General features: G+C 56.2%; 23 protein-coding genes. 10 read left to right on the top strand and 13 right to left on the bottom strand.

Annotated features, from left to right (window positions below; all coding sequences use genetic code 11):
• The first annotated feature begins 69 nt into the window (after positions 1-69).
• The 8 genes from Q3V30_RS00115 to Q3V30_RS00080 all read left to right on the top strand — a co-directional run bounded on the left by Q3V30_RS00115 (position 70) and on the right by Q3V30_RS00080 (position 8377).
• Positions 70-633 (top strand): DNA-3-methyladenine glycosylase I, encoded by a 564-nt coding sequence (locus Q3V30_RS00115; RefSeq protein WP_306209315.1) that lies wholly within the window; start codon positions 70-72, stop codon positions 631-633.
• A 110-nt stretch (positions 634-743) separates the two neighbouring features.
• Positions 744-1406 carry an OmpA family lipoprotein gene (locus Q3V30_RS00110; RefSeq protein WP_306209314.1) on the top strand — a complete coding sequence of 221 codons (663 nt, stop codon included), beginning with the start codon at positions 744-746 and terminating at the stop codon, positions 1404-1406.
• A gap of 215 nt (positions 1407-1621) precedes the next feature.
• The gene (locus tag Q3V30_RS00105; protein ID WP_306209313.1) at positions 1622-2650 is read left to right on the top strand and encodes a LacI family DNA-binding transcriptional regulator; all 1029 of its coding nucleotides are present in this window, start codon (positions 1622-1624) and stop codon (positions 2648-2650) included.
• A gap of 250 nt (positions 2651-2900) precedes the next feature.
• Positions 2901-3650, top strand: coding sequence for a sugar phosphate isomerase/epimerase family protein (locus Q3V30_RS00100; RefSeq protein WP_306209312.1), 750 nt, complete (start codon positions 2901-2903; stop codon positions 3648-3650).
• The gene (locus Q3V30_RS00095) at positions 3647-4600 is read left to right on the top strand and encodes a sugar kinase (protein ID WP_306209311.1); all 954 of its coding nucleotides are present in this window, start codon (positions 3647-3649) and stop codon (positions 4598-4600) included. Before Q3V30_RS00100 ends, Q3V30_RS00095 begins: the two co-directional genes overlap by 4 nt.
• 46 nt (positions 4601-4646) lie before the next feature.
• Positions 4647-5930, top strand: a complete 1284-nt coding sequence (locus tag Q3V30_RS00090; protein WP_306209310.1) for an MFS transporter — start codon at positions 4647-4649, stop codon at positions 5928-5930.
• 51 nt (positions 5931-5981) lie between these two features.
• Positions 5982-6956 (top strand): glyoxylate/hydroxypyruvate reductase GhrB, encoded by a 975-nt coding sequence (ghrB, locus tag Q3V30_RS00085; protein WP_306209309.1) that lies wholly within the window; start codon positions 5982-5984, stop codon positions 6954-6956.
• A 170-nt stretch (positions 6957-7126) separates the two neighbouring features.
• Entirely contained in the window at positions 7127-8377 is a 1251-nt protein-coding gene (locus Q3V30_RS00080) for a valine--pyruvate transaminase (RefSeq protein ID WP_306209308.1), read from the top strand.
• A 48-nt stretch (positions 8378-8425) separates the two neighbouring features.
• On the opposite strand, the gene ibpA is transcribed toward Q3V30_RS00080, so the two are convergent.
• A complete protein-coding gene (gene ibpA / locus Q3V30_RS00075; protein ID WP_306209307.1) occupies positions 8426-8842 on the bottom strand; it encodes a small heat shock chaperone IbpA in 417 nt (138 codons plus the stop codon).
• A gap of 297 nt (positions 8843-9139) precedes the next feature.
• Between ibpA and Q3V30_RS00070 the strand changes: the two genes are divergently transcribed.
• Positions 9140-9517 carry a YceK/YidQ family lipoprotein gene (locus tag Q3V30_RS00070; protein WP_306209306.1) on the top strand — a complete coding sequence of 126 codons (378 nt, stop codon included), beginning with the start codon at positions 9140-9142 and terminating at the stop codon, positions 9515-9517.
• Here Q3V30_RS00070 and Q3V30_RS00065 read toward each other — a convergent pair.
• The 8 genes from Q3V30_RS00065 to yidA form a co-directional block, all read right to left on the bottom strand.
• Positions 9514-10788: a YidR family protein gene (locus Q3V30_RS00065; RefSeq protein ID WP_306209305.1), complete on the bottom strand. Its 1275-nt coding sequence runs from the start codon at positions 10786-10788 to the stop codon at positions 9514-9516. The two genes, Q3V30_RS00070 and Q3V30_RS00065, sit on opposite strands and share 4 nt — an antisense overlap.
• A gap of 42 nt (positions 10789-10830) precedes the next feature.
• A complete protein-coding gene (locus Q3V30_RS00060) occupies positions 10831-11772 on the bottom strand; it encodes a 2-hydroxyacid dehydrogenase (RefSeq protein WP_306209303.1) in 942 nt (313 codons plus the stop codon).
• 1 nt (position 11773) lies between these two features.
• Positions 11774-13087, bottom strand: a complete 1314-nt coding sequence (locus Q3V30_RS00055; protein ID WP_306213273.1) for an MFS transporter — start codon at positions 13085-13087, stop codon at positions 11774-11776.
• A 265-nt stretch (positions 13088-13352) separates the two neighbouring features.
• Positions 13353-14501: a galactonate dehydratase gene (gene dgoD / locus Q3V30_RS00050; RefSeq protein WP_306209301.1), complete on the bottom strand. Its 1149-nt coding sequence runs from the start codon at positions 14499-14501 to the stop codon at positions 13353-13355.
• Positions 14498-15115 carry a 2-dehydro-3-deoxy-6-phosphogalactonate aldolase gene (locus tag Q3V30_RS00045; RefSeq protein ID WP_306209299.1) on the bottom strand — a complete coding sequence of 206 codons (618 nt, stop codon included), beginning with the start codon at positions 15113-15115 and terminating at the stop codon, positions 14498-14500. Before Q3V30_RS00045 ends, dgoD begins: the two co-directional genes overlap by 4 nt.
• Complete coding sequence (locus tag Q3V30_RS00040) at positions 15099-15980, bottom strand: 2-dehydro-3-deoxygalactonokinase (RefSeq protein WP_306209297.1); 882 nt, start codon at positions 15978-15980, stop codon at positions 15099-15101. Before Q3V30_RS00040 ends, Q3V30_RS00045 begins: the two co-directional genes overlap by 17 nt.
• On the bottom strand, positions 15977-16672 hold the full coding sequence (locus Q3V30_RS00035) for a FadR/GntR family transcriptional regulator (protein ID WP_306209294.1): 696 nt from the start codon (positions 16670-16672) through the stop codon (positions 15977-15979). Before Q3V30_RS00035 ends, Q3V30_RS00040 begins: the two co-directional genes overlap by 4 nt.
• Before the next feature lie 247 nt (positions 16673-16919).
• A complete protein-coding gene (yidA, locus tag Q3V30_RS00030) occupies positions 16920-17726 on the bottom strand; it encodes a sugar-phosphatase (RefSeq protein ID WP_306209292.1) in 807 nt (268 codons plus the stop codon).
• Positions 17727-17920: 194 nt separating this feature from the next.
• On the opposite strand from yidA, the gene Q3V30_RS00025 reads away from it, so the two are divergent.
• On the top strand, positions 17921-18505 hold the full coding sequence (locus Q3V30_RS00025; RefSeq protein WP_306209290.1) for a helix-turn-helix transcriptional regulator: 585 nt from the start codon (positions 17921-17923) through the stop codon (positions 18503-18505).
• Between the two features lie 58 nt (positions 18506-18563).
• Here the strand turns inward: Q3V30_RS00025 and gyrB are convergent, their stop codons facing one another.
• The 4 genes from gyrB to dnaA all read right to left on the bottom strand — a co-directional run bounded on the left by gyrB (position 18564) and on the right by dnaA (position 24726).
• Complete coding sequence (gene gyrB, locus Q3V30_RS00020) at positions 18564-20972, bottom strand: DNA topoisomerase (ATP-hydrolyzing) subunit B (protein ID WP_306209287.1); 2409 nt, start codon at positions 20970-20972, stop codon at positions 18564-18566.
• Between the two features lie 17 nt (positions 20973-20989).
• Positions 20990-22075 (bottom strand): DNA replication/repair protein RecF, encoded by a 1086-nt coding sequence (gene recF, locus Q3V30_RS00015; RefSeq protein ID WP_306209285.1) that lies wholly within the window; start codon positions 22073-22075, stop codon positions 20990-20992.
• 151 nt (positions 22076-22226) lie between these two features.
• Positions 22227-23327 (bottom strand): DNA polymerase III subunit beta, encoded by a 1101-nt coding sequence (gene dnaN, locus Q3V30_RS00010; RefSeq protein ID WP_306209283.1) that lies wholly within the window; start codon positions 23325-23327, stop codon positions 22227-22229.
• A gap of 4 nt (positions 23328-23331) precedes the next feature.
• Positions 23332-24726, bottom strand: a complete 1395-nt coding sequence (gene dnaA, locus Q3V30_RS00005; protein ID WP_306209280.1) for a chromosomal replication initiator protein DnaA — start codon at positions 24724-24726, stop codon at positions 23332-23334.
• Positions 24727-24826 lie beyond the last annotated feature (100 nt).

The following is a 24826-nucleotide window of genomic DNA, read 5'->3' as shown; positions in this document are numbered from 1 at the left end:
TGCCTGGATAGCGATAACGTCAAGGCAGAGATGACTATTTTTTACTCAATCTGATAAAGGGGATTTACTATGCAGCGATGCGGCTGGGTCACACAGGATCCACTCTATCTCGCTTACCACGATCGGGAGTGGGGCATTCCGGTAACTGACAGAAGAGAACTGTTTGCAATGCTCTGTCTGGAGGGGCAAATGGCGGGGCTTTCCTGGCTTACCGTCCTGAAGAAACGTGAAAATTATCGCGCTGCTTTTAAGCATTTTGACCCGCAGAGCGTGGCGTTGATGGGGGAGGCCGACGTGGAGAGATTGATGCTGGATAGCGGGATCATTCGTCATCGCGGAAAAATTTCAGCCATTATCGCCAATGCCCGCGCGCTGCTAGCCATGGAAGCGAAGGGCGAAATATTTAACAGCTGGATCTGGAGTTTTGTCGATAATGAATCGCAAATCCACCGGCATGAGGATTACCGAACGGCACCAACGTTTAGCGCGGCATCCGATGCCCTTTCAAAGGCCTTAAAACAGCGGGGTTTTAAATTCGTTGGTACAACCACCTGTTACTCGTTTATGCAGGCCTGCGGGCTGATCAACGACCACGTTACCGGCTGTTTCTGCCATCCTGACAATCTGAAGTAGCGTCTCTTTACACTTTAAGAGCAAAGCACCGTTTTTTTTCCACAATTCATCGGCATAATCGGGGTTTTACGGGTAATTTTACCCGCCGTTGTGGATGAGAAGGAACCCCAATGCAAAAGCGCTATATCACCCTCGCTCTGGTTTTGAGCGGCACAATTGCCCTGTCGGGCTGTACCACCAACCCTTATACCGGCGAACGTGAAGCTGGCAAATCCGGCATCGGTGCCGGTCTGGGCGCCGCGCTGGGCGCGGGCGTAGGCGTGCTCTCTTCCTCGAAGAAAGATCGCGGCAAAGGCGCGCTGATTGGCGCAGCTGCCGGTGCAGCGCTGGGCGGCGGTGCCGGTTATTATATGGATGTGCAGGAAGCCAAGCTGCGCGAAAAAATGAAGGGAACCGGCGTTAGCGTGACGCGCGAAGGCAACAATATCGTGCTGAACATGCCGAACAATGTGACCTTCGACAGCAGCAGCAGTACGCTGAAACCGGCCGGTGCCAATACGCTGACTGGCGTGGCGATGGTGCTGAAAGAGTACCCTAAAACAGCCGTTAACGTGGCGGGCTACACCGACAGCACCGGCACGCGTCAGCTGAACATGACGCTGTCGCAGCAGCGCGCAGACAGCGTGGGCAGCTCGTTGATCAGCCAGGGCGTTGCGGCTAACCGCATCCGCACCACGGGTATGGGCCCCGATAACCCGGTAGCCTCTAACAGCACCACAGAAGGTAAAGCGCAGAACCGTCGCGTGGAAATTACCCTCAGCCCTCTGCAGTAATCTCCTCTGCCGGGCCGCTGACGTGGCCCGGTTGCTTCCCCTCTTGCCTGAATCGCTTTATCTTCCGCCTCTCCTTGTTCAGAGGTGGGCTGACTCACGCTTATGCTTTATGATGGCCCGATCCGTTTTCAGCGAACAACCGCTATCTCAAGGTGTTCCGGCGAGAACGGGCTGAAGCTACCCTTTTCCTGCGTTTTAATGTTTAAAGGATCGCTATGAACCGTCAGGCTGCACGAGCCACCATCAGCGACGTCGCCAGAGCGGCAAAAACCGGTAAAACCAGCGTCTCGCGCTACCTGAACGGCGAGCAGCACGCCCTTTCAGCCGATTTAAAGCAGCGGATTGAAACCGCCATTGCTGAGCTCAATTACCGGCCAAGCCAGATGGCGCGCGGGCTTAAGCGAGGCCGCACCCGCTTAATCGGCCTGATTATTGCGGACATTACCAATCCCTATTCCGTCGATGTGATGAGCGGCATTGAAGCGGCCTGCCGTGCTAAGGGTTTTACCCTGCTGATGTGTAACACCAATAACGAGGTGGATCAGGAGCAGCACTATCTGAATCTGCTGAGCAGTTATCAGGTGGAAGGGATCGTGGTTAATGCGGTCGGCATGCGGGAAGAGGCGCTGAGTTATCTTCAGCAATCATTACTGCCAATGGTGCTGATCGACCGCAAAATCCCCGATTTTCCCTGCGATGTGGTAGGCCTGGATAACAGCGAAGCAGGCATTCAGGTCACCACTCATCTTATCGAACAGGATTTTCAGGCGGTGCTGTTTGTGACCGAACCTCTGGGGCTGGTCAATACCCGTCATGAACGCCTGCAGGCCTTTAAAAACACCATGGCGCAGTATCCTGACCGCTTTGCCGGACAGGCGGAAGTGGCGCTTAATGACGCAGCGATGATGGACCGCGTGCTGCAGGCATTTTACCAGCAGCATCGCGATCGGCGCTGCGCAATAATTGTGGTAAATGGCGCATTAACCCTGCAGGTGGCGCGCTCGCTGAAGAGGCTGGAGCTGGCATGGGGCGAGCAGATCGGTCTGCTGGGTTTTGATGAGCTGGAGTGGTCTGAACTGGCAGGCGTGGGGATCACCACACTGAAGCAGCCCACCTGGCAAATGGGCTACGCCGCGCTGGAACAGGTTATCCGCCGTATTGACGGGGAAACCACGCCGCCCGATGAGCGTACCTTTTCCGGCGAGCTGATTGTTCGCGGCTCCACAAAGCGGCTAAAACCCTGATTAGTTTTTACCTGCCGGGCGACCTGATTAAGCGGACTCCCTTAGCTGCTGCTTGTTAAGGTTATCCGGAACCTTTCACCAGCAACACCGCTTTTCACTGGCTCTCCCCCCTTCTTTTCAGACCATCCCCTGGAATTAATTGTCTGCATCGTGAGCGCGATCATAAATTCGTACTCTGCCCCTTTGCATTGGAACCGGTTCCATTTAACGTTTTTATAACGTCGAGGCCACCCTGAGCCTGGAGGATCCGATGAAAAGTAAAGTGATAGTGGTAACGGCGGCCTATGGCCGCGAGCAGATCGCCGCGCTGGGCGGCCAGCAGGCGGTGATACCGACCGTGGCCGCCGCTGGCGCAGACGGCGTGGAAATTCGTCGCGAACTCTTTAACGAGAAAGAGCTGGAAAACCTTTCCGCGCTGGGTAAAACCATCGCTGAAGCGGGGCTGGTTGCGTTCTATTCCATGCCGGAAGCGCTGTTTACCGAAGCGGGTGAACTCAACCCTGACCTCGATCGCCATTTTGCTGAGGCCGGGCAATTAGCGGCCCAGCGACTAAAATATTCTCTGGGAGATTACCGTCCCGGCACTGATTGTGCCGCTCTGCGCGAAAAACTGGCCGGTCAGTCCTTTCAACTGGTGGTAGAGAACGATCAGACTGAATGCGGCAAACTCACCGCGCTGAAGAGCTATTTCCAGGACGGCGGCGCAACGGGAACCAGCATGACGTTCGATATGGGCAACTGGCTGTGGGTAGGCGACGACCCGATTGCAGCCGCAGAGTGTCTCAGTCCATACGTCAGCTATATCCACGTGAAAGCGGCCCGCAGTGATGGAAATGGCTGGCATGCTGTTGCCCTGGACGAGGCTGATAATCTGTGGCGGCAAACGCTGGCGCTGCTGCCTGCCGGTGTGCCACGCGGCATCGAATTCCCGCTGGAAGGTGACGATCTGGTCGCGGTGACCCGCCATTACGTTGAACTGTTGCGAGAGGAAAAACCATGAGTCTGCATGAAAACGGCCCGCTGGACGCCATCACCATCGGCGAAGCGATGGCGATGTTTGTCGCCACCCAGCCGGGCGATCTGGCAGCGGCGGAGCAGTTTGTGAAGCGTATTGCCGGGGCAGAGCTGAACGTGGCTATTGGACTGGCGAGACTGGGCCTGAAGGTGGGCTGGGTCAGCCGGGTCGGTGATGACTCTTTTGGCCGCTTTACCCTGCAACAGCTGGAAAAGGAGCAGGTCGATCGTCGTCAGGTGACCACCGACTCACGCTACGCCACCGGCTTTCAGCTGAAATCCAAAGTGGAGGACGGTTCCGATCCGCTGGTGGAGTATTTCCGCAAAGGCTCGGCCGCCAGCCATCTTTCGCCAGACGACTTCAACCGTGACTATTTTGGCTCGGCTCGCCATCTGCATCTGAGCGGCGTGGCGGCGGCTCTCTCCGAAACTTCCCTTGCGCTCTCTAAGCATGCAGCAAAAGAGATGAAGGAGATGGGGAAAACCATCTCCTTCGATCCCAATCTTCGCCCGGTGCTCTGGCCGAACGAGCGTGAAATGGTGAAACAGCTGAATACGCTGGCCAGCTTTGCGGACTGGGTTTTACCCGGTATCAGCGAAGGAAAGATATTAACCGGCCACGATCGGCCTGAAGCGATTGCTGATTTCTATCTGGAGCGGGGCGTGAAGGCGGTGATTGTGAAAACCGGCTGCGACGGTGCCTGGTATAAAACCGCTGAGGGCGAAAAAGGCCAGGTGGAAGCGATTAAAACAGACAACGTGGTGGACACGGTTGGCGCGGGCGATGGCTTTGCCGTTGGCGTGATCAGTGCTTTGCTTGAAGGCAAAACGCTGCCCGAAGCTATCCGGCGCGGCAACAAAATTGGTTCACTGGCCATCCAGGTGATCGGCGACAGCGAAGGGCTGCCCACGCGCGCTGAACTGGGCGATTTCTGAGCCACTTATAATCGACACTCATACAGCCTCAACAGAGGGTACACCTATGAACAAGCAGACAATCGCGCCTAAACGCTGGTGGTATATTATGCCCATCGTGTTTATCACTTACAGTCTGGCGTATCTGGACAGGGCGAACTTCAGCTTCGCCTCGGCAGCAGGCATTAATGACGATCTCGGCATTACCAAAGGCATGTCTTCGCTGCTGGGCGCCCTCTTCTTCCTCGGCTACTTCTTTTTCCAGATCCCCGGCGCCATCTATGCTGAACGCCGTAGCGTAAAGAAACTGGTGTTTGTCTGCCTGATACTCTGGGGCGTCTGCGCTTCGCTGACCGGCATGGTCAGCAATATTCCGATGCTGGCCGCGATCCGCTTTGTGCTTGGGGTGGTTGAAGCCGCAGTGATGCCCGCCATGCTGATTTACATCAGTAACTGGTTTACCAAGTCGGAGCGCTCCCGGGCGAACACCTTCCTGATCCTGGGTAATCCGGTTACCGTACTCTGGATGTCAGTGGTCTCTGGCTACCTGATTGAAGCGTTCGGCTGGCGCGAAATGTTCATTTTTGAAGGGATCCCGGCGGTTATCTGGGCGATCGCCTGGTGGTTTATGGTGCAGGACAAACCGGCTCAGGCTAAATGGTTGAGCAACGAAGAGAAAGCTGCGCTACAGGCACAGTTGCAGAAAGAGCAGGAAAATATCAAGGCGGTACGCAACTACAGCGAGGCGTTTAAGTCCCGCAACGTCATCATTTTGTGCGTGCAGTATTTCACCTGGAGCATTGGCGTGTACGGTTTTGTGCTCTGGCTGCCTTCTATTTTACGCGGCGGCTCACAGATGGGGATGGTAGAAGCGGGCTGGCTCTCTGCGGTACCTTATCTGGCGGCCACCGTGGCGATGATTGTGGTCTCCTGGGCATCGGATAAGTTACAAAACCGTAAGCTGTTTGTCTGGCCGCTGCTGCTGGTTGGCGCGCTGGCGTTTTTAGGCTCTTATCTGGTAGGAGCGAATCATTTCTGGCTCTCCTTTACGCTGCTGGTGATTGCCGGTGCCGCCATGTATGCCCCTTACGGGCCGTTCTTCGCCATTATTCCGGAGATGCTGCCGCGGAACGTGGCTGGCGGCGCGATGGCGCTGATCAATGCGATGGGTGCGCTGGGTTCATTCCTGGGCTCCTGGGTGGTAGGTTACCTGAACGGCGCGACCGGCAGCCCTTCAGCTTCCTATATCTTTATGGGGGGCTCTCTGCTGATTTCGGTCTGGCTTACACTTATCGTCAAGCCAGCGGAGAACAATCAGCCCCCGATGCCCCGCGGCGCTAAACACGCTTAAAAATGCAAAACGGGCCAGCTGGCCCGTTCCTCAATTCAAAGGGAGACGAGAATGAAACCTTCTGTGGTGCTGTATAAGAAATTACCGGAAGATCTGCGCGCTAAACTCGATGAGCATTTTACCGTGACGGAAGTTAACGGCCTGACCCCTGAAACGGTGAGCCAGCATGCCGATGCATTTCAACAGGCGGAAGGGATGCTGGGTTCCGGCGGTAAAGTTGATGCGGACTTCCTGACTAAAGCACCCCGCCTGCGTGCGGCTTCCAGCGTCTCCGTTGGCGTGGATAACTTTGATATCGCCGCCCTGAACGATCGCGATGTGATCCTGATGCATACGCCAACCGTCCTGACCGAAACCGTGGCCGATACCATGATGGCGCTGGTGCTGACCACCGCACGCCGCGTGACGGAAGTAGCTGAACGCGTCAAGGCGGGAGAGTGGCAGAGCAACATCGGCGCCGACTGGTTTGGCACCGACGTCCACCATAAAAAACTTGGTATTCTGGGGATGGGCCGCATTGGTCTGGCGCTGGCTCAGCGTGCTAACCTCGGCTTCAGCATGCCGATCCTCTATAACGCACGTAAGCACCATGAAGAGGCTGAGCAGCGTTTTGGCGCCACCTGGTGCGATCTCGATACGCTGCTGAAAGAGTCTGACTTCCTCTGCATCAGCCTGCCGCTGACCAAAGAGACGCACCACCTGATTGGCCGTGAGCAGCTGGCAAAAATGAAGCCGGGCGCAATATTGATCAATGCCGGTCGCGGTCCGGTGGTGGATGAAGAGGCGCTGATTGCCGCGTTACAGGATGGCACCCTTCATGCCGCAGGGCTGGATGTGTTTGAAAAAGAGCCGCTGCCAAAAGAGTCTCCGCTGCTGAAGTTGCCAAACGTGGTGGCTTTACCCCATATCGGGTCGGCTACGCATGAAACGCGATATGGTATGGCGCGCGATGCGGTGGATAACCTGATCGCTGCGCTGACCGGGAAAGTGGAAAAGAACTGCGTCAACCCGCAAATTATTAAATAGCTTCCAGCCCTGGCGGAAAAGAGAGGTCACCGTCCGGTGGCCTTTTTGCTTTGCCGTTCCGCTCCTGCTGTGGGAGATGCCCGGCGCGGGCATGGGCCGCAGCATTGCACTCCATCTGGGCTGGCGTTAAGGTAAACCCCCACACGAATTTAAAAAGTAGTTAACACGTTATGAGCTTTTCCGCCTTCGGTGACAAATTTACACAACATTCAGGCATAGCCCGCCTGATGGAAGATATGGGTGAAGGATTACGCACGCCGGGTGCGGTGATGCTGGGCGGCGGCAATCCTGCGCAGATCCCTGCAATGAACGACTACTTTCAGCAGCTGCTGCAGGAGATGCACGACCAGGGCAAGCTGGCTGAAGCGCTCTGTAACTACGACGGCCCGCGCGGTAAAACCACGCTGCTGGAGTCGCTTTCCACTCTGCTGCGCGATCGGCTCGGCTGGCAGATTGGGCCGCAAAATATTGCCCTTACCAACGGCAGCCAGAGCGCCTTTTTCTACCTGTTTAATCTCTATGCCGGACGCCGCGCGGACGGCAGTAAAAAACGGGTACTCTTCCCGCTGGCGCCGGAATATCTGGGCTATGCAGATGCGGGGCTGGATGAGGAGCTGTTTGTCTCCACGCGCCCCAATATTGAGATGCTGCCAGAGGGACAGTTTAAATATCACGTCGATTTTGAACATCTGCAGATCACCGAAGAGACCGGGCTGATTTGCGTTTCCCGCCCGACCAACCCCACCGGTAACGTTATTACCGATGAAGAGCTGCTGAAGCTGGACGTGCTGGCGCAGCAGCATGAGATCCCGCTGCTGATTGATAACGCTTATGGCGTTCCCTTCCCCGGCATTATCTTCAGCGAGGCGCGCCCGCTGTGGAACCCGAATATCATTCTGTGCATGAGCCTGTCGAAACTCGGCCTGCCGGGCGCACGCTGCGGCATCATTATTGCCGATGAGAAGGTAATTTCAGCTGTCAGTAATATGAACGGCATTATCAGTCTGGCACCTGGCGGCATCGGACCCGCTATCGCCCATGAGATGATCCAGCGCGGCGATCTGCTGCGGCTCTCTGAAGAGGTGATTAAGCCGTTCTATAAGAGGCGGGTTGAGCAGACCATCGCGGTTATTCGCCGCTATTTGTCGGAAGATCGCTGCCTGATCCACAAGCCGGAAGGGGCTATTTTCCTCTGGCTCTGGTTTAAAGACCTGCCGATCTCCACCGAGGTGCTCTATCAGCGGCTGAAAAAGCGTGGCGTGCTGATGGTGCCGGGCCACTTCTTCTTCCCCGGTCTGGAGCAGGAGTGGCCCCACCCGCACCAGTGCATGCGCATGAACTACGTGCCGGAGAGCGATAAAATTGAACGCGGCGTAGCGATACTCGCCGAAGAGATTGAGCGGGCGCACAGGGAAGGATAAAAACAAAAAGGGCCGCGCGAGGCGGCCCTTTTCCCGCGTGATGCGGAATTATTTCAGAATTTCAATCCGGCGAGGCTGATTAGCTTCAGGCACCACACGCTCCAGATCGATATAGAGCAGGCCATTTTCTAATTTAGCGTCGCGCACGTTGACGTGTTCCGCCAGCTGGAATTTACGTTCAAAATTACGCTCGGCGATCCCCTGGTAGAGGTAGGTGCGTTCCTGCTGCTCTTCAGGGTGAGCGCCGCGAACGGTGAGCATGTTGTCATGGGCAGTGATATCCAGTTCGCTCTGCGCGAACCCTGCCACGGCAATGGTTATACGGTATTTGTTTTCCGCCACCAGCTCCACATTATAGGGAGGGTAGCCGCCGTTGCTCTGACCCTGGTTAGATTCCAGCAGGTTGATCAGACGGTCAAAACCAATTGAAGAGCGATAGAGTGGGGCAAGATCGAAGTTACGCATTTTACTACTCCTGATGTTCAGCGAGTGAGAAGTCAGACCTTCCACAATGGACAGGCCGCAGGCCCTGAGCTGTACCCTGACGGCATACGCTCTGTGACCTTGATAGTAAAATGGTGACGCTGACGAGGCTTTCAAGGGCTAAAAACGCAAATTTTTTAACCCTTGCCTTGTGAATGTCATACACTCAGGGAAGAATTCGTCGGACCAGTGCAAGAGTCGCCACAGAGCGATCGGGACATTCCCGGCATGCGACGATAACAATCAGACCGGCTCGCCGTGACTGAAGGGATGATGACTATGATAGTAATAAATAAGTGTCGTTTTGCTGGCCTGCTGGCCTGCCTGTCACTTGCTGGCACCGCCGGGTGCTCCAGCTTTATGACCCATTCCGGCCCTGAACAGGGCTACTATTCCGGTACGCGGGCTGGTGCAGCGGTGGTCGCAGACAGCAACAGCGGCTGGGTGATGCGCCCGCTGGCGGCGCTCGACTTGCCCTTTTCTGCGGTAGTGGACACGCTGTTCCTGCCGTGGGATTACTACAGAAAAGGCAGTGACGGTACGGATGACTCCCCACGGGAGCGGGTACTGCGCAGCGAGCAGCAGAATCACACTAACGAAAGTCTTGCCCAGGCTGCGCCAATGCCAGTCAGCGCCCCTTCCCGCCCCTCTCCTTAAGAGAGCGCATCCACGCTAACGATAAAGATCTGTTGCCAGCCCCCGACGTTGCGCAGATAAGCCACATGCTGGCCATCGGGGGAGCAGACCACCGCATCAGCCAGCGGCGCTTCATCCGTCCTGGCGGTCAGCCGGTGCATTTTCCCTGTTGCAACGTCGCACAGCATCACGCTGTTATCGTTGATCAATGCCACCTGGCGCCCCGACGGATGCCAGCTGAATGCCGACTGAATATCGCTGGCTGAGCGGGTGATCTGATGCGGTTCACCGCCGGTTGGCGAGACTGTCCAGAGCTGAACCACGCCGTTATCATCCCGCATCAGAAAGGCGATGGCCCGCCCGTCTGGCGAGCTGCGTAACCAGTGGCGCGGCGTTGTCGCCAGCCCCGGAAAAGCTCGCTGATGCGTCCAGGTTAGCCTGCGCTGCACCACGCCTGCGGGCGGAGCGGGTAAGCGAGTTTCTGTGCCAGCCAGTGGCGCATCGCCTTCCAGCGCGTAGTCTGCCATCTTCGCCGGAAGATCGACCAGAAACACCTCCGGCACCTTTTCGCCACTTTCAGCCAGCGTGTCGCCAATAAAGGCCAGCGCCCAACGCTGACGGTGGCCATCATGCCGCAGATATCCCTCTTTCCCCACCCAGCCTTCTTCATAAGCACGGTTGATCTCGTCACTGCCCGGCGTGGGAGCAGAGGTTGTCTGGCTGACCAGCACGCAGAAATGGCTGCCATCCACTTCGCGCGGGTGATGTTTTACCGGACAGACCGCATGCAGCGGCACGGCGACGCCGACGTTGCGCAGATCCTCTTTCACATCCAGCTCATGCATCACATGATCGTTATAGGTAAAGCTCAGCCGGGAACCGTCGGGGCTGAAAACATGAACGTGGGAGCCGCCGCGCAGCGCGCCAGCGGTAAAAGGCGGGGTGATGTCGCAGGCATCCAGGTTTTCGGCATGGCCGTGCTGAATAATCACGCCACGGCGATGATGAAAATCGTACTTCCACTGGCTGTCGGGATGTTCCGGCCCGTGGATACAGACGTAGCGGGGTGGCAAATCGTGGCTGGCAGTAACCACGCCAACATGAGCGCCGTCTTTAGCCTGATAAAGCACTTCCGTTTGCCCGCTGAGGTTGACCCGTTCCACGGTCAGGCTGCTGAAAGTGGCGCCGTTGGGCCGCACGTCATAAACCAGCCACTGGCTGTCTGCGGTCCAGATATTGATATTGGTGAGTTGATGATTACGTGAATCAAACGTCAGCTGTGTTTCTGTCATAATGCTTACCCTTAGCCGTTTCTCCAGCTAAGGGTACTGCAATCAGCGGCATTCGGGTACTGGCGTCACCAGCGGCGAACCCGCAAAAAACGCTTCGACGTTATCAAGCACCAGCTGCGACATCGCCCGGCGCGTTGACCAGGTTGCGCTGGCCATATGCGGCGTGATCACCACGTTGGGCCGGTTATACAGCGCTTCCGGCACCTCGGGTTCCTGACTAAAGACGTCCAGCCCTGCACCACCCAGCGTTCCGGCATCCAGCGCTGCGATCAGCGCCTGCTCATCCACCAGACTTCCGCGCCCTACGTTAATCAGAATACCTTCGCTGCCCAACGCATCCAGCACTTCACGGTTGATCAGATGGCGGTTACTGGCGCTGCCCGGGGCGCAAACCAACAGAAAATCGCTGGTTTCCGCCAGCGCCACGATATCAGGTTCGTAACGGTAAGCGACATTATCAAGCGGCCTGCGGTTGCAGTACGCAATCGACATAGCAAAAGCCTGCGCACGTTCAGCCGCAGCCAGCCCTATTCTTCCCAGCCCTACAATCCCCAGCGATGAACCTGACATTTTTCGCGTCCAGGGATAGCTCCCCTGTGACCATTTTCCCTGCTGGATAAACGTCTGTGCGGCGGGGATCTGCCGTGACGTCGCCAGCATCAGGCCGAGCGCCAGATCGGCCACGTCCCCGGTCAGCACGTCTGGCGTATGCGTCACGGCTACGTTGTATTCCGTGGCCGCCTGCATATCCACCCCGTCGTAGCCCACGCCGAATACGGCGATCAGTGCCAGATTGGGCAGCGAGGCGATCAGTTCGCGGGTCACCACGGCTTCGCCATTGGTCAGCAACGCCTGAAAATCACCCGCCATGCCGCTGAAGTCGCCTGCGGTGAGCGCACTGTACTCCACAACCTTATAACGAGCCTGTAGCGCAGCGAGCAGAGGAGCAGGCAGCGCGGCCTGCTGCAGCACTTTCATTTTCATTTCAATTACCTGAGTGGGGATGAGGAAGGGTTTTCAGCGCATCACGCGAGGGACGGGAGACGATAATCCCAATCACGCCGCCGACGATCAGCGCCACGGCAACGATCAGCAACCCGTAGTGATAGCTGTTGGTCATATCCTTGATTTTCCCAAGTATGGGCGGTAACCCCAGCCCGACAAAGTTGGCGACGGTATTGATAAAAGCGATGGAGGCAGCCGCAGCCACCCCGGCCAGCTTTTCGGTAGTCACCGCCCAGAAGATTGGCGTCAGCGCAAAGTTGAAGCCCACGGTCAGCACCAGCAGGATCCAGGAGAGCACCAGATTGCCGGACCAGACTGCCGCCGCCAGCGAGAGTCCTGAGAGGATCAGCGGCAGGCCCAGGTGCCAGGAGCGCTCACCGGTTTTGTCGGAATGGCGGCCGTTCAGATACATAAACAGACAGGCCAGCACAAAGGGGACGGCAGAGAGCAAGCCAATCACAACGTTGCTCTGTTCCGCTGCCATGCTCTTGATAATCAGCGGCATAAAGAGCGTGATGCCGATAGAGCCAAACGCCTGCAGGAACCACACCAGGCTCAGCAACAGCACGGTTTTGTCTTTTAACGCGCTCAGCCAGCTATGATTTTTGCCAATTTCCACGCCTGCGTTCTCCTGTTGCAGACGATCGCGCAGCCAGGATTTCTGTTCAGGCGTGAGCCAGGGAGCATGTTCTGGCGTATCCGGCAGGCGCCACAGCACCAGGCAACCCAGCAGCACGGCGGGAATACCCTCCAGTCCGAAGAGCCAGCGCCAGCCCGCCACATCCGCAATGCCATGCATATTCAGGATGGCGCCAGAAACGGGCAGACCGATAATGGAGGCGGCCACCGATCCCATATAGAAGAAGGACATGGCGCGGGCGCGGTTACTCTTCGGGAACCAGCAGGAGATGTAGTAGATGATCCCCGGCGCGAAACCCGCTTCCGCCATGCCCAGCAAAAAGCGCATCACGTAAAGTTGGTTAGCGCTGTGCACAAACGCCATGCCGGTGCTGACAATGCCCCAGGTAATCATGATGCGGGCAATCCAGCGGCGTGCGCCAACCTTAGTCATGATGACGTTGCTGGGGATCTCAAACAGGATGTAAGAGATGTAAAACATGCCGACGCCCAGGCCATACATGCTGGCAGAAAGCCCCAGGTCCGCATTCATCTGCAGCGCGGCAATCGAAATATTGGTTTTATCCAGGTTAGCGACAAAATAGCAGATGACGATAAACGGAATAATTTTGCTATTTAACTGCTTTATTGTAGAGGTACAGAGATCGGTGTTCATCATAACAACCTCATGAGGTGTTACGGCCAGATTCAGGCAGCACGAAGCCTGCCCACGCCGCACGCAGGGATTTTAGGGTGTCTGTTTTATTATTATTACTGCTCTTGCTTTAACAAATTGCTTTAGCTGCCGCCAAAGTTAATCTTCAAGTATTTGGCGCTGTAGCAAGGCAGCAAGAGAGTGAATCCCAATGAGCTTACTCAGGTAAGTGATTTGGGTGAACTCTCGCTGCTAACGCAGCTACAGCGTCAAAGACGCCGAAGATTTACCATTCGGCTACGGTGCCATCGCCAAACCGCCACAACGGATTGCGCCAATCCTGCACGCTCTGGCTCCGCTCAGTTACCAGCGCTTCGTTGATCTCTACACCCAGCCCGGGCTTGCTCAGCGGCGCAAAATAGCCGTCCTGCATCGCGAAGTCCTCTTTGTTCACAACATAATCCAGCAGCTCCGCGCCCTGGTTATAGTGAATGCCCATGCTCTGCTCCTGGAACACCGCATTGCGCGAGACAAAATCCACGTGCAGGCAGGAGGCCAGCGCAATCGGTCCCAGCGGACAGTGCGGCGCCAGCGCCACGTCATAAGCTTCGGCCATCGCGGCGATCTTGTAGCATTCGGTGATGCCCCCGGCATGTGAGAGATCCGGCTGCAGGATCGCCAGCCCGCCCGCTTCCAGTACGCGTTTGAATTCAAAGCGGGAGTACATCCGTTCACCGGCCGCAATCGGGATGTGCGTTTGCGCGGCGAGGCGAGGATAATATTCCGCCTGCTCCGCCAGCACCGGCTCTTCAATAAACAGCGGGCGGTAAGGCTCCAGCTCTTTGATCAGAATCTTTGCCATCGGCGCGCTGACGCGCCCGTGGAAATCCAGGCCAAACTCAATCTCATTGCCGAAAGCCTCACGGATCTGCGCTACGGTGTTCACCGCCGCGTCCACTTTGCGCGAGCTGTCGATAAGGCCCATCTCTTCACAGCCGTTCAGCTTGAAGGTATCCACGCCGATTGCGCGCAGCTTTTTAATGTCCGCAATCACTTCAGCAGGACGGTCGCCCCCCACCCAGCTGTAAGCCTTAATGCTGTCGCGCACCAGGCCGCCCAGCAGTTGCCAGACCGGGGCGCCCAGCACTTTGCCTTTGATATCCCACAGCGCCTGATCGATACCGGCGATAGCGCTCATCAGGATCGGCCCGCCGCGATAGAATCCGCCCCGGTACATCACCTGCCAGAGGTCATTGATCCGCGCCGGGTCCTGCCCGATAAGGTAGTCTGAAAGTTCATGTACAGCGGCCTCCACGCTTTTTGCCCGCCCTTCGATCACCGGTTCACCCCAGCCCACCACGCCCTCGTCCGTCTCTATCTTCAGAAACATCCAGCGTGGCGGCAAGCGATAAGTGGTCAGTTTTGTGATTTTCATTGTACGGCTTCCTTATAGGCGGCAACGAAGGCGCGTGCCTGTTCAGCGGTGCGTGAAACAGGCTGTCCGGCCCGATAGAGATCGCTACCCAGACCAGCACCAATGCAGCCTGCGGCCAGAAACGTATGGAGATTTTCAGGGGTGACGCCGCCCACGGCAAACACCGGGACATCCGCTGGCAGCACAGCTTTTAACGCTTTGATATAGTCGGGGCCAAAGGCGGAAGAAGGGAAGATTTTCAGCGCCTGCGCGCCCGCCTTCAGCGCGGCAAACGCTTCCGAAGCCGTGGCGCATCCCGCCGCCACCGTCATGCCCTTTTCAACCGCACGGCGGATCACCGCACTATCGGTATTCGGCGTCACCACCAGCTGGCTGTTGAGTGTGGCAAGCAGGTCAACCTGCTCAGGCTCCAGTACCGTGCCCGCGCCAATCAGCGCTTTGTGGCCAAACGTGGCGACCACGCTGGTGATACTCTTCTGCCAGTCCGGGGAGTTAAGCGGGATCTCAATCGCCTCAAAGCCGGCATCAATCAGCACAGCAACGTGCTCTTCAGCTTCTTCAGGACGAATGCCGCGTAAGATAGCGATCAGCGGCAGTTTAGTGGACCAGTTCATCAACGATACTCCTGATTCCTTGCTGGAAGGCCCGATCCCCCTCCAGCAGTTGGGCGGACAGCCCGGTGAAAGCCAGCGCTTTTTGGTAGCGTTCGGCCAGAGAACTGCCTGCAATAAGGGTCAACGGCGCGCGATCCCCCTGCATAAACGTGCCTGCCATCTGCGCCACTTCATGGCCAATCAGCAGACCGGAGAGGAACTCACTGACCGCTTCGCGCGGCCGGGTTCCCAACACATGCGCGGCACGGACTTCAAATAAACGGCTTAAAATAGTGCGGTCGTTCGCCCCCGTCTCCAGCCCCTGATGAAAGGCACCAGCATCCCTCTGCTGTTCAGGCAAACCTGCCCCTATCAGCGAATGCTTCATGAGGATATGGTGTAACTCCCCGGTCATCACGGTGCGAAAATCGACGATCTGGCCCTCTTCTTCACGAACCCATTTGCAGTGCGTACCGGGCATCACATAATGTGTGGCGGGAGCAAGCTCTGCGGCCCCCAGCAGCTGGGTTTCTTCGCCGCGCATCACGTTATGGTTATCGCCGTCAGCAATACTGAGGCCCGGCACGATCCAGGCACGGTTATCGACGCGGGTCAGGCGTGAGGCAACTTCATTCAGCGAGACCGGGCAGGAGAGATAGGGAACGCTGATCCAGCCCGCATTGCTGCCTACCATCCCCGCCATCACTACGGGTAACTCATTTACCGGCCAGCCTTGCGTGGCGGCGGCAAAAACGTCGGCAGGCGTTCTGCCCTCAAGCCGGGTAATGCCCGATTCAGAGCGACGCTCCTCCTGACAGACGCCTTCGCGGTAATACCAGGCGCGAAGATGGGTGGAACCCCAGTCGAGTGCGATATAACTTGTCACGTGATGTCCTTAAGTCTTCGGGTTGAGCTGGCTATCATCGTCAGTGCTGCCTGCTCCGCTTCGTCCGGCTTCTGGTGACGAATGGCATCAAACAGCGCTTTATGCTCGTGCAAGGTGGTGGGCATATTGCCGCTGTCTGGCATATAGGTGCGTTCAAACACTGCCCGCTGCAAAGAGCTGATCGCCACGCTGAGCTGCTGCAGCACCGGGTTATGCACCGACTCCAGCACCGCCTCGTGATAGCGAATATCGGCCTGGTTAAAAGCGTCGCGATCGTTGTGGTGCGTGACCATGTCGTTCAGCGCCGCTTCAATCTTCGCTAAATCGCTGGAGGTGGCGCGTTCTGCAGACCAGCGGGCTATTTGCGGCTCCACCAGGTTACGGACTTCACTCATGGCGGCAATCAGCCGGGGATCCTGGTCATGCTTCAGGGACCACTGCAGCACGTCACTGTCGAGAAAATTCCACTGGCTCCGCTGCGTGACAAACGCGCCACGGTAACGCTTCATCTCCACCAGCCGCTTCGCCATCAACGACCGGAACACTTCACGGATGATATTTCGCGAGGTGCTGAACTGGTCACAGAGTTCCGCCTCCGCCGGCAGCGAGCCTCCGGGAGCGTACTTACCTGAGACAATTTCTTCGCCCAGAGTCAGAATGATGCGATCCGTTTTGCTGAGTTCGTCTTTCATGATGTTCCATGCAGTTGAGTTAACGTCCCTGGTACTTTACCGCCGCCTGCGATGGAATCGCACTACAAAACTGTATGTTTATTGTTAAACGCTGGTTGTATTGTAGTACCTGAAGCACAGATTGTACTACAATCCAGATCACAAAACAGACAATCGTCTCTGGGAATATTGATTCTTCAGGAAAGGTTCAGGGGGAGATAAAAACTGAGGGGGTGCCCCAGCTCAGCCGGGGCGGCAAAACAAGCGGTTACAGCGCGAACTTCTCTATGGCATGCGCCACGCCATCTTCCATATTGGTTTTGGTAACAAACTGCGCCACTGCTTTCACCGACTCTATGGCGTTACCCATAGCCACGCCGGTTCCCGCAAATTCCAGCATCGCCAGATCGTTCTCCTGGTCACCAATCGCCATCACTTCCTCGCGGGAAAGTCCCAGCTTATCGGCAAGCGCCTTAACGCCAGCGCCTTTGTTGACCTGCTTGTTCAGTATTTCCAGATAATAGGGTGAACTTTTCATAATGGTATAGCGATCGCGGGCTTCCTGCGGCAGACGCGCAATAGCCTGATCCAGCACTTCGGGCGGGTCGATCATCATGACTTTTGGGAAGGTCATGGCAGGATCCATCTCTTCAACAGCACGGTAATGCAGCGGAATGCCGGTCAGGTAAGATTCATGGACGGTGTAGGGGCTGATATCTTTGTTGGCGGTGAACAGCTGCGATTTGGTCAGCGCCTGGAAATGAACGCCAAGCTCCCGCGCCAGCTTTTCAAAATAGAGGTAGTCATCGTGCGTCAGCGTCACTTCTGCCACGCAGTCGCCGGTGGCCGCTTGCTGTACCAGTGCGCCGTTATTGGTGATGCAGTATTGCCCCTCCTGTAAATCCAGCTCCATCAGATAACGCTGCACGCCGATAAAGGGGCGACCCGTTGCCAGCACAATCGCTACGCCTTTCTCGCGCGCGGCGTTGATCGCCTGCTTCACGCCCGGGGTTACCTCATGCTGCGGATTCAGCAGGGTGCCGTCCATATCAATCGCAATCAATTTTATTGCCATAACGTCCTCGTCAGCTCACGGTTTACTCTCATGCTAGCGCGATTCAGCTCACATTGACCAGCGCGATGCACACCCGCTGTCGGTAACAGAGTTTACCTCCAGATAACACTGGCACTAAAAATGGCTGTTTTACGTGTGTAGATTTTAACCAGTTATGACAGAATCAGGGTGCGAGACATTCAAGGAGGAAACATATGAATATTGTCATCGTCAGTAACGACAGCTATTTCCTTTCAGGCGTGATCCACCTGATTCAGGAAGCCTGGCCGCCAGCTATCGACAGCCCGGTATTTCTGGTAGCGGACGACCACAGGTCACTGCTGGTGCCCGATATTGTCATCACCGATGTAAACACCCCTCGTCATCCGAAATTATCAGGTTCAACGCTTGCCGGGAATAACGTGGCGGAGCGCTACGTCTCTCTCTTCCTGGCGGCGCAGTGCCATGACGAATCAAAATCCTGTTCGCAGCACCTGATTCGGCTTAAAAAGAGAGGATCGGCTGAACGCATCCAGAAGCTGTTCAGGCGTTTAAACACCCCGGATTACACCAGAACCCCGCATAAGTGCCATCCTCATGATGCTGTGATCCTGAGCAGGCAGCAGGCAATGGTGGTGAAATATACCCGTCTGGGCCTCTCTCTCACCGATATCTCCCGGGTCACCAACCTGAGCATAAAAACCATCAGTACCCATAAACGTGCCGTAATGCGCAAGCTGGACATCAAAAATAACAGCGATTTTTACCGTTACGCGCTGGTGAACTTTACCCCGCACTAAGAGAAAGCATAAAAAAAGGCAGATCCGGAGATCTGCCTTTTTCATTGCCGCTACACGTTTAGATATCGATGTTTGCTGCTCGCAGCGCATTCTCTTCGATAAATGCACGACGTGGCTCAACCGCATCGCCCATCAACGTGGTAAACAGCTGGTCAGCCGCAATGGCATCTTTAACCGTTACGCGCAGCATACGGCGGCTGTCCGGATCCATGGTGGTTTCCCACAGCTGCTCCGGGTTCATTTCGCCCAGACCTTTATAACGCTGCACGGAGAGACCACGACGCGACTCTTTCACCAGCCAGTCCATCGCCTGCTCGAAGCTTTCAATCGGCTGGCGACGTTCGCCACGTTCGATATAGGCATCTTCTTCAATCAGGCCGCGAAGCTGCTCACCCAGCGCGCACAGTTTACGATACTCGCCGCCAGTCACGAATTCGGTATCCAGCGCATAGTCTGTATCCACGCCATGAGTACGAATACGCACGATCGGCTCAAAGATATGGAGTTCCAGATTCTCGCGTACCAGCGCGGAGTAAGAGCTGCCGTGCTGCTCTTTCTCGTTCAGCATCGTTACCAGACCGTCAGTCCAGCTCTGCACCGGCGCCTCTGCCGAAAGATCGCTCAGCGTTGCATGATAGATCAACGAGTTCAGCAGGGCGACCGGATAACGGCGCTCCATACGTTTGATCATCTTACGGGTGCTGTTGAACTCCGCCACCAGGTTTTCCAGCGGTTCGCCCGCCAGGGCTGGCGCTTCTGCGTTGGCATGCAGCGTGGCGCCATCCAGTGCAATGGAGATCTGGTACTGATCCATCGCGTCATCATCTTTGATGTACTGCTCCTGCTTGCCTTTCTTCACTTTGTAGAGCGGCGGCTGGGCAATATAGACGTGACCACGCTCAATGATCTCCGGCATCTGACGGTAGAAGAAGGTCAGTAACAGCGTACGGATGTGCGAACCATCGACGTCCGCATCGGTCATGATGATGATGCTGTGATAGCGCAGCTTGTCCGGGTTGTACTCGTCACGGCCAATCCCGCAGCCCAGCGCGGTGATCAGCGTGGCGACTTCCTGCGAAGCGAGCATCTTGTCGAAACGCGCTTTTTCCACGTTAAGGATTTTACCCTTCAACGGCAGGATAGCCTGATTTTTACGGTTACGTCCCTGCTTGGCTGAACCGCCTGCGGAGTCACCCTCCACCAGGTAGATTTCAGAGAGCGCCGGATCGCGTTCCTGACAGTCCGCCAGTTTGCCCGGCAGGCCTGCCAGGTCCAGCGCGCCTTTACGGCGGGTCATTTCACGGGCACGACGAGCCGCTTCACGGGCACGGGCCGCATCGATAATTTTGCCGACAACGATCTTCGCATCACCCGGATTTTCCAGCAGATATTCTGCCAGCAGTTCGTTCATCTGCTGCTCAACCGCCGTCTTCACTTCGGAAGAGACCAGTTTATCTTTGGTCTGAGAGGAGAATTTCGGGTCCGGTACCTTCACGGATACCACAGCGATCAGGCCTTCACGGGCATCATCACCGGTGGCGCTGACTTTGGCTTTTTTGCTGTAGCCCTCTTTATCCATATAGGCGTTCAGGGTACGCGTCATCGCGGTACGGAAACCAACCAGGTGCGTACCGCCATCGCGCTGCGGAATGTTGTTGGTAAAGCAGTAGATGTTTTCCTGGAAACCATCGTTCCACTGCAGCGCCACTTCCACGCCAATGCCGTCTTTCTCGGTAGAGAAGTAGAAGACATTCGGGTGAATAGGCGTTTTGTTTTTATTCAGATACTCCACGAATGCCTTAATACCGCCTTCGTAGTGATAGTGATCGTTCTTGCCGTCGCGCTTGTCTTCCAGCTTGATAGAGACGCCGGAGTTGAGGAACGAAAGCTCACGCAGACGCTTGGCCAGGATCTCATATTCGAAATCGGTGACGTTGGTAAAGGTCTGATGGCTTGGCCAGAAACGCACGCGCGTGCCGGTCAGATCCGTTTCACCGGTCACGCTCAGGGGAGCCTGAGGCACGCCGTGCACGTAAATCTGCTGGTGAACTTTGCCTTCACGGCGAATGGTCAGCTCCAGTTTTTCCGAGAGGGCATTCACCACGGAAACCCCTACGCCATGCAGACCGCCGGAGACTTTATAGGAGTTATCATCGAACTTGCCGCCTGCGTGCAGCACGGTCATGATCACTTCGGCGGCAGAGATGCCCTCTTCTTCATGGATGCCGGTAGGAATACCACGGCCATCATCCTGCACGGAAACAGAGTTATCGGCATGAATAGTAACCAGAATGTCTTTACAGTGACCGGCGAGTGCTTCGTCGATGGCGTTATCCACGACCTCGAATACCATGTGGTGCAGACCGGTGCCGTCATCCGTATCGCCGATATACATACCAGGGCGCTTGCGTACTGCATCAAGCCCTTTCAGAACTTTGATACTTGAGGAGTCATAAGAATTCGACATCAACGTTTCTCGCTCGTTTAATCTTCAGGTTGAACCGCTATTTTACCCTGTTCTACGTGGAACATCTTGCCCTTTTCGTCAGCCATGTCGAACACGTGTTCGGCACCAATTGCGCTGACAAAAACCTGGGCATGAGTCGCTTTCAGTCGCGCCGCTAACAGCTGCCGACGCGTTTCATCCAACTCAGAGGCAAAATCATCTATCAGATACAGGCAGCGTCGCCCGTTCTGTCGGGTGAGAAACTCACCCTGCGCCAGTCTCAGGGCGCACATCAGCAGCTTTAACTGGCCGCGTGAGAGTAAATCTTCCACCGGCGTCCCGTCGGCACGGATACGAAAATCCGCTTTGTGCGGGCCGCTGGCGGTATAAGTCAGCGCCCGATCGCGTTCAAACTGGCGTTCGAGCAGCTCGCTGTAATCGCTCTCTTTGTCCCAGCCGCGCTGGAAAGAGAAGTTCAGCTGAAATTCCGGTAAAAATTGCGCGCAGGTAGCGTTGATATCCGCCGCAATCGCTTCACTGTAGGCGGCGCGCCACTGGCTTATCTGTTCGGCCAGCGGAGCCAGCTCCTGGTCCCAGGCGCGAATTTGCTGATAGCGGGAAACCTGCCGTAGCGCCGCGTTGCGCTGTTTCAGCAGCCGCCGGAGATTGCTCCAGGCGGTAAAAAAGCCGGGTTCATTGTGAAAGCAGCCCCAGTCAATGTAAGCACGGCGATATTTTGGCCCGCCGTTCAGCAGGGTAAAGCCTTCCGGGGTTATCAGCTGCATCGGCAGCATCTGCGCCAGCTCCGCAACTTTATGCCCGTCGCTGCCATCTATACGTACCTTGCTCTCGCCGGCACGGTTTTTAGTCAGGCCGACGGAAATTTCCCGCTCAGCGCCTTCGATGCGGCCATGCAGTATAAAAGCGTCCTGATCGTGCCGGATAACCCGTCCCGCCTGCAGGCTACGAAAAGCCCGGCCGTGGCCCAGGGTGTAGATCGCCTCCAGCACGCTGGTTTTACCGCTGCCGTTAGCGCCCACCAGAAAATTGAAGCCGGGAGCCAGCGCCAGATCCGCATTTTCAATATTGCGAAAGTCTTTGATTAGAAGGCGGGTTAAAGCCATTTGAACCACATCCGGGGCATCTCAGAAACGGGAGAAGGCGCAACTGACGCTGACGGCCACGCGGGCTGCCCGGCGACAGGGCCAAAACGCTGCCGCGCGTCCCGTCTCCGTTTCGCGCGACCCCCCAAAGATATGGGGGCAAAAAGGCTGGTTACAACCTCATTGGCATCACAACGTAGGCCGCGCTCTGACTCGATGCGTCTTCGATCTGCACGCTGGAAACGGAGTCCGTTAACAGCAGGCGCACGTTCTCGCATTTCAGCGCGTTGAGCACATCAAGCACGTAGCTGACGTTGAAGCCGATTTCCAAATCGGTGCCGCCATAAGTGACGTCCAGCATCTCTTCTGCTTCTTCCTGCTCTGGATTATTTGCGGTGATCTTCAGCTGATTTTCGCTGATATAGAGGCGAACGCCGCGGAACTTCTCATTAGAGAGAATGGCCGCGCGCGCGAAAGCCTGCTTGAGGATATCGCAGCCCGCATCCAGCGTTTTATCGGGGTTCTTCGGCAATACGCGGCGATAATCGGGGAAACGGCCATCCACCAGCTTGGAGGTAAAGATAAAGTCGCCGACGTGCGCACGAATGTTGTTGCTGCCAATCTGCACCTGCAGAGGCGTTTCGCCACCGTCGAGCAGACGAACCAGCTCAATCACGCCTTTACGCGGCACGATCACCGAATGGTTCGGCAGCGACTGCCCAACCGGCATAGAGCAGACGGCAAGGCGGTGACCGTCGGTGGCTACGGTACGCAGCTCTTCCCCTTCGGTTTCAAACAACATGCCATTCAGATAGTAACGAACGTCCTGATGCGCCATGGAAAACTGCGTGGCTTCAATCAAACGCTTCATGGTGGCCTGCGGCAGGGTGAATTCCACCTCGCTCTGCCAGTCATCCAGGTTCGGGAAGTCGCTGGCAGGCAGCGTGGAGAGCGAGAAGCGGCTGCGGCCGGAGCGCACCAGCATTCTTTCGCCGTCCAGCATCACGGTAATCTCCGCCCCTTCGGGCAGTCCCCGGCAAATATCAAAGAATTTGCGTGCCGGTACCGTGGTGGCGCCCGGTTCGTGATCCTGTGTCAGCGCGACACGGGCCACCATCTCCATTTCCAGATCGGTGCCGGTCAGCAACAGGCTGCCTTCATTCACCTGCAGCAGCAGGTTGCCGAGAATGGGTAAGGTTGGCCGGCCGCCCAGTGGGCTGCTGACCTGCTGTAAGGGCTTGAGTAAATGCTCGCGTTCTACAATAAATTTCATAGCGTCAGGAAGATAATGTTCTGATTAAATTTGAGAAATCTTCTTTAATATCGTGACTTTCTTCACGCAGCTGCTCGATTTTACGACAGGCATGCAGCACCGTGGTATGGTCACGACCCCCGAAAGCATCACCGATTTCCGGTAAACTGTGGTTGGTCAACTCTTTCGCCATCGCCATCGCCATCTGGCGAGGACGCGCCACCGAGCGGGAACGCCGCTTGGAGAGCAGATCGGCTACCTTGATTTTGTAATACTCTGCCACCGTTTTCTGGATGTTGTCGATGGTGACCAACTTTTCCTGAAGAGCCAGCAGATCGCGCAAGGCTTCCCGCACAAAATCGATAGTGATGGCGCGGCCGGTGAAATTGGCATTGGCGATCACACGGTTTAACGCGCCTTCCAGTTCACGCACGTTGGAACGCAGACGTTTAGCAATAAAGAAAGCCACTTCACCCGGCAGACGGATATCGTTTTCATCCGCTTTCTTCATCAGGATCGCCACGCGGGTTTCCAGTTCAGGCGGCTCGATCGCCACCGTTAATCCCCAGCCAAAGCGTGATTTCAGACGATCTTCCACCCCGTTGATCTCTTTTGGATAGCGATCCGAGGTCAGAATGATCTGCTGATTGCCTTCCAGCAGCGCATTAAAGGTGTGGAAGAACTCTTCCTGAGATCGCTCTTTATTGGCAAAGAATTGAATGTCATCAATTAACAGCGCATCTACCGAACGGTAGTAACGCTTAAACTCTTCAATCGCATTGTTCTGCAGCGCCTTCACCATATCCTGCACAAAGCGCTCGGAGTGCATATAGACCACTTTCGCATTTGGCTTACGCGCCATAATGCCGTTGCCTACCGCATGCAGCAGGTGGGTCTTGCCCAGGCCCGTGCCGCCATAAAGGAAGAGAGGATTATAGGCGCCGCCGGGATTGTCCGCGACCTGGCGGGCTGCCGCTCGGGCCAGCTGGTTTGATTTACCTTCAACGAAGTTATCAAAGTTGTGCTTGGTGTTAACGTTCGAGCGGTAAGAGAGCTCTGCTGGTGCCGGCATGCTGTCCCAGCTTGGGCGTGAAGGCGCAGGACGCGAACCCTGAACCGGCGCATTGGTCTGGGCGGCGCTGGCCATCACCGGCTGGCTGATCTGCCGTGTCACCGGCTTACTGCCCACTTCAAAACGCAGTAACGGCGTATCTGAACCGCAGAAATCATTCAGCAGGCCGTTAATATTATTGAGGTATTTATCCCGAACCCAATCGAGCACAAACCGGTTTGGTGCATACAGGGCCAACGTGTTGTCGTTTAATTCGGCCTGCAATGGACGGATCCACATGCTGAATTCGGTGGCAGGTAGTTCATCCTGCAAACGGGCAAGACACTGTTGCCAAAGCGTAAGTGACACGGCGGACTCCACTCGAAAAAATTCGATAAGAAAAAAGGCGCTGAAGCGATAAATTCATCATTGTTGACGCATGCAGATGAAGCACATACGAACCGCTGTC

The organism is Erwinia pyri, assembly GCF_030758455.1.
Taxonomy (GTDB): Bacteria; Pseudomonadota; Gammaproteobacteria; order Enterobacterales; family Enterobacteriaceae; genus Erwinia; species Erwinia pyri.
Note: the sequence above shows the minus strand (reverse complement) of the source record. Positions and strands in the feature narration are given on the sequence as shown.

Excerpts from the sequence above, each read along its gene's own strand:
- Q3V30_RS00115 (WP_306209315.1), top strand. The coding sequence starts at position 70 with ATGCAGCGATGCGGCTGGGTCACACAGGATCCACTCTATCTCGCTTAC.
- Q3V30_RS00110 (WP_306209314.1), top strand. The coding sequence starts at position 744 with ATGCAAAAGCGCTATATCACCCTCGCTCTGGTTTTGAGCGGCACAATT.
- Q3V30_RS00105 (WP_306209313.1), top strand. The coding sequence starts at position 1,622 with ATGAACCGTCAGGCTGCACGAGCCACCATCAGCGACGTCGCCAGAGCG.
- Q3V30_RS00100 (WP_306209312.1), top strand. The coding sequence starts at position 2,901 with ATGAAAAGTAAAGTGATAGTGGTAACGGCGGCCTATGGCCGCGAGCAG.
- Q3V30_RS00095 (WP_306209311.1), top strand. The coding sequence starts at position 3,647 with ATGAGTCTGCATGAAAACGGCCCGCTGGACGCCATCACCATCGGCGAA.
- Q3V30_RS00090 (WP_306209310.1), top strand. The coding sequence starts at position 4,647 with ATGAACAAGCAGACAATCGCGCCTAAACGCTGGTGGTATATTATGCCC.
- ghrB (WP_306209309.1), top strand. The coding sequence starts at position 5,982 with ATGAAACCTTCTGTGGTGCTGTATAAGAAATTACCGGAAGATCTGCGC.
- Q3V30_RS00080 (WP_306209308.1), top strand. The coding sequence starts at position 7,127 with ATGAGCTTTTCCGCCTTCGGTGACAAATTTACACAACATTCAGGCATA.
- ibpA (WP_306209307.1), bottom strand. The coding sequence starts at position 8,842 with ATGCGTAACTTCGATCTTGCCCCACTCTATCGCTCTTCAATTGGTTTT.
- Q3V30_RS00070 (WP_306209306.1), top strand. The coding sequence starts at position 9,140 with ATGATAGTAATAAATAAGTGTCGTTTTGCTGGCCTGCTGGCCTGCCTG.
- Q3V30_RS00065 (WP_306209305.1), bottom strand. The coding sequence starts at position 10,788 with ATGACAGAAACACAGCTGACGTTTGATTCACGTAATCATCAACTCACC.
- Q3V30_RS00060 (WP_306209303.1), bottom strand. The coding sequence starts at position 11,772 with ATGAAAATGAAAGTGCTGCAGCAGGCCGCGCTGCCTGCTCCTCTGCTC.
- Q3V30_RS00055 (WP_306213273.1), bottom strand. The coding sequence starts at position 13,087 with ATGAACACCGATCTCTGTACCTCTACAATAAAGCAGTTAAATAGCAAA.
- dgoD (WP_306209301.1), bottom strand. The coding sequence starts at position 14,501 with ATGAAAATCACAAAACTGACCACTTATCGCTTGCCGCCACGCTGGATG.
- Q3V30_RS00045 (WP_306209299.1), bottom strand. The coding sequence starts at position 15,115 with ATGAACTGGTCCACTAAACTGCCGCTGATCGCTATCTTACGCGGCATT.
- Q3V30_RS00035 (WP_306209294.1), bottom strand. The coding sequence starts at position 16,672 with ATGAAAGACGAACTCAGCAAAACGGATCGCATCATTCTGACTCTGGGC.
- yidA (WP_306209292.1), bottom strand. The coding sequence starts at position 17,726 with ATGGCAATAAAATTGATTGCGATTGATATGGACGGCACCCTGCTGAAT.
- Q3V30_RS00025 (WP_306209290.1), top strand. The coding sequence starts at position 17,921 with ATGAATATTGTCATCGTCAGTAACGACAGCTATTTCCTTTCAGGCGTG.
- gyrB (WP_306209287.1), bottom strand. The coding sequence starts at position 20,972 with ATGTCGAATTCTTATGACTCCTCAAGTATCAAAGTTCTGAAAGGGCTT.
- recF (WP_306209285.1), bottom strand. The coding sequence starts at position 22,075 with ATGGCTTTAACCCGCCTTCTAATCAAAGACTTTCGCAATATTGAAAAT.
- dnaN (WP_306209283.1), bottom strand. The coding sequence starts at position 23,327 with ATGAAATTTATTGTAGAACGCGAGCATTTACTCAAGCCCTTACAGCAG.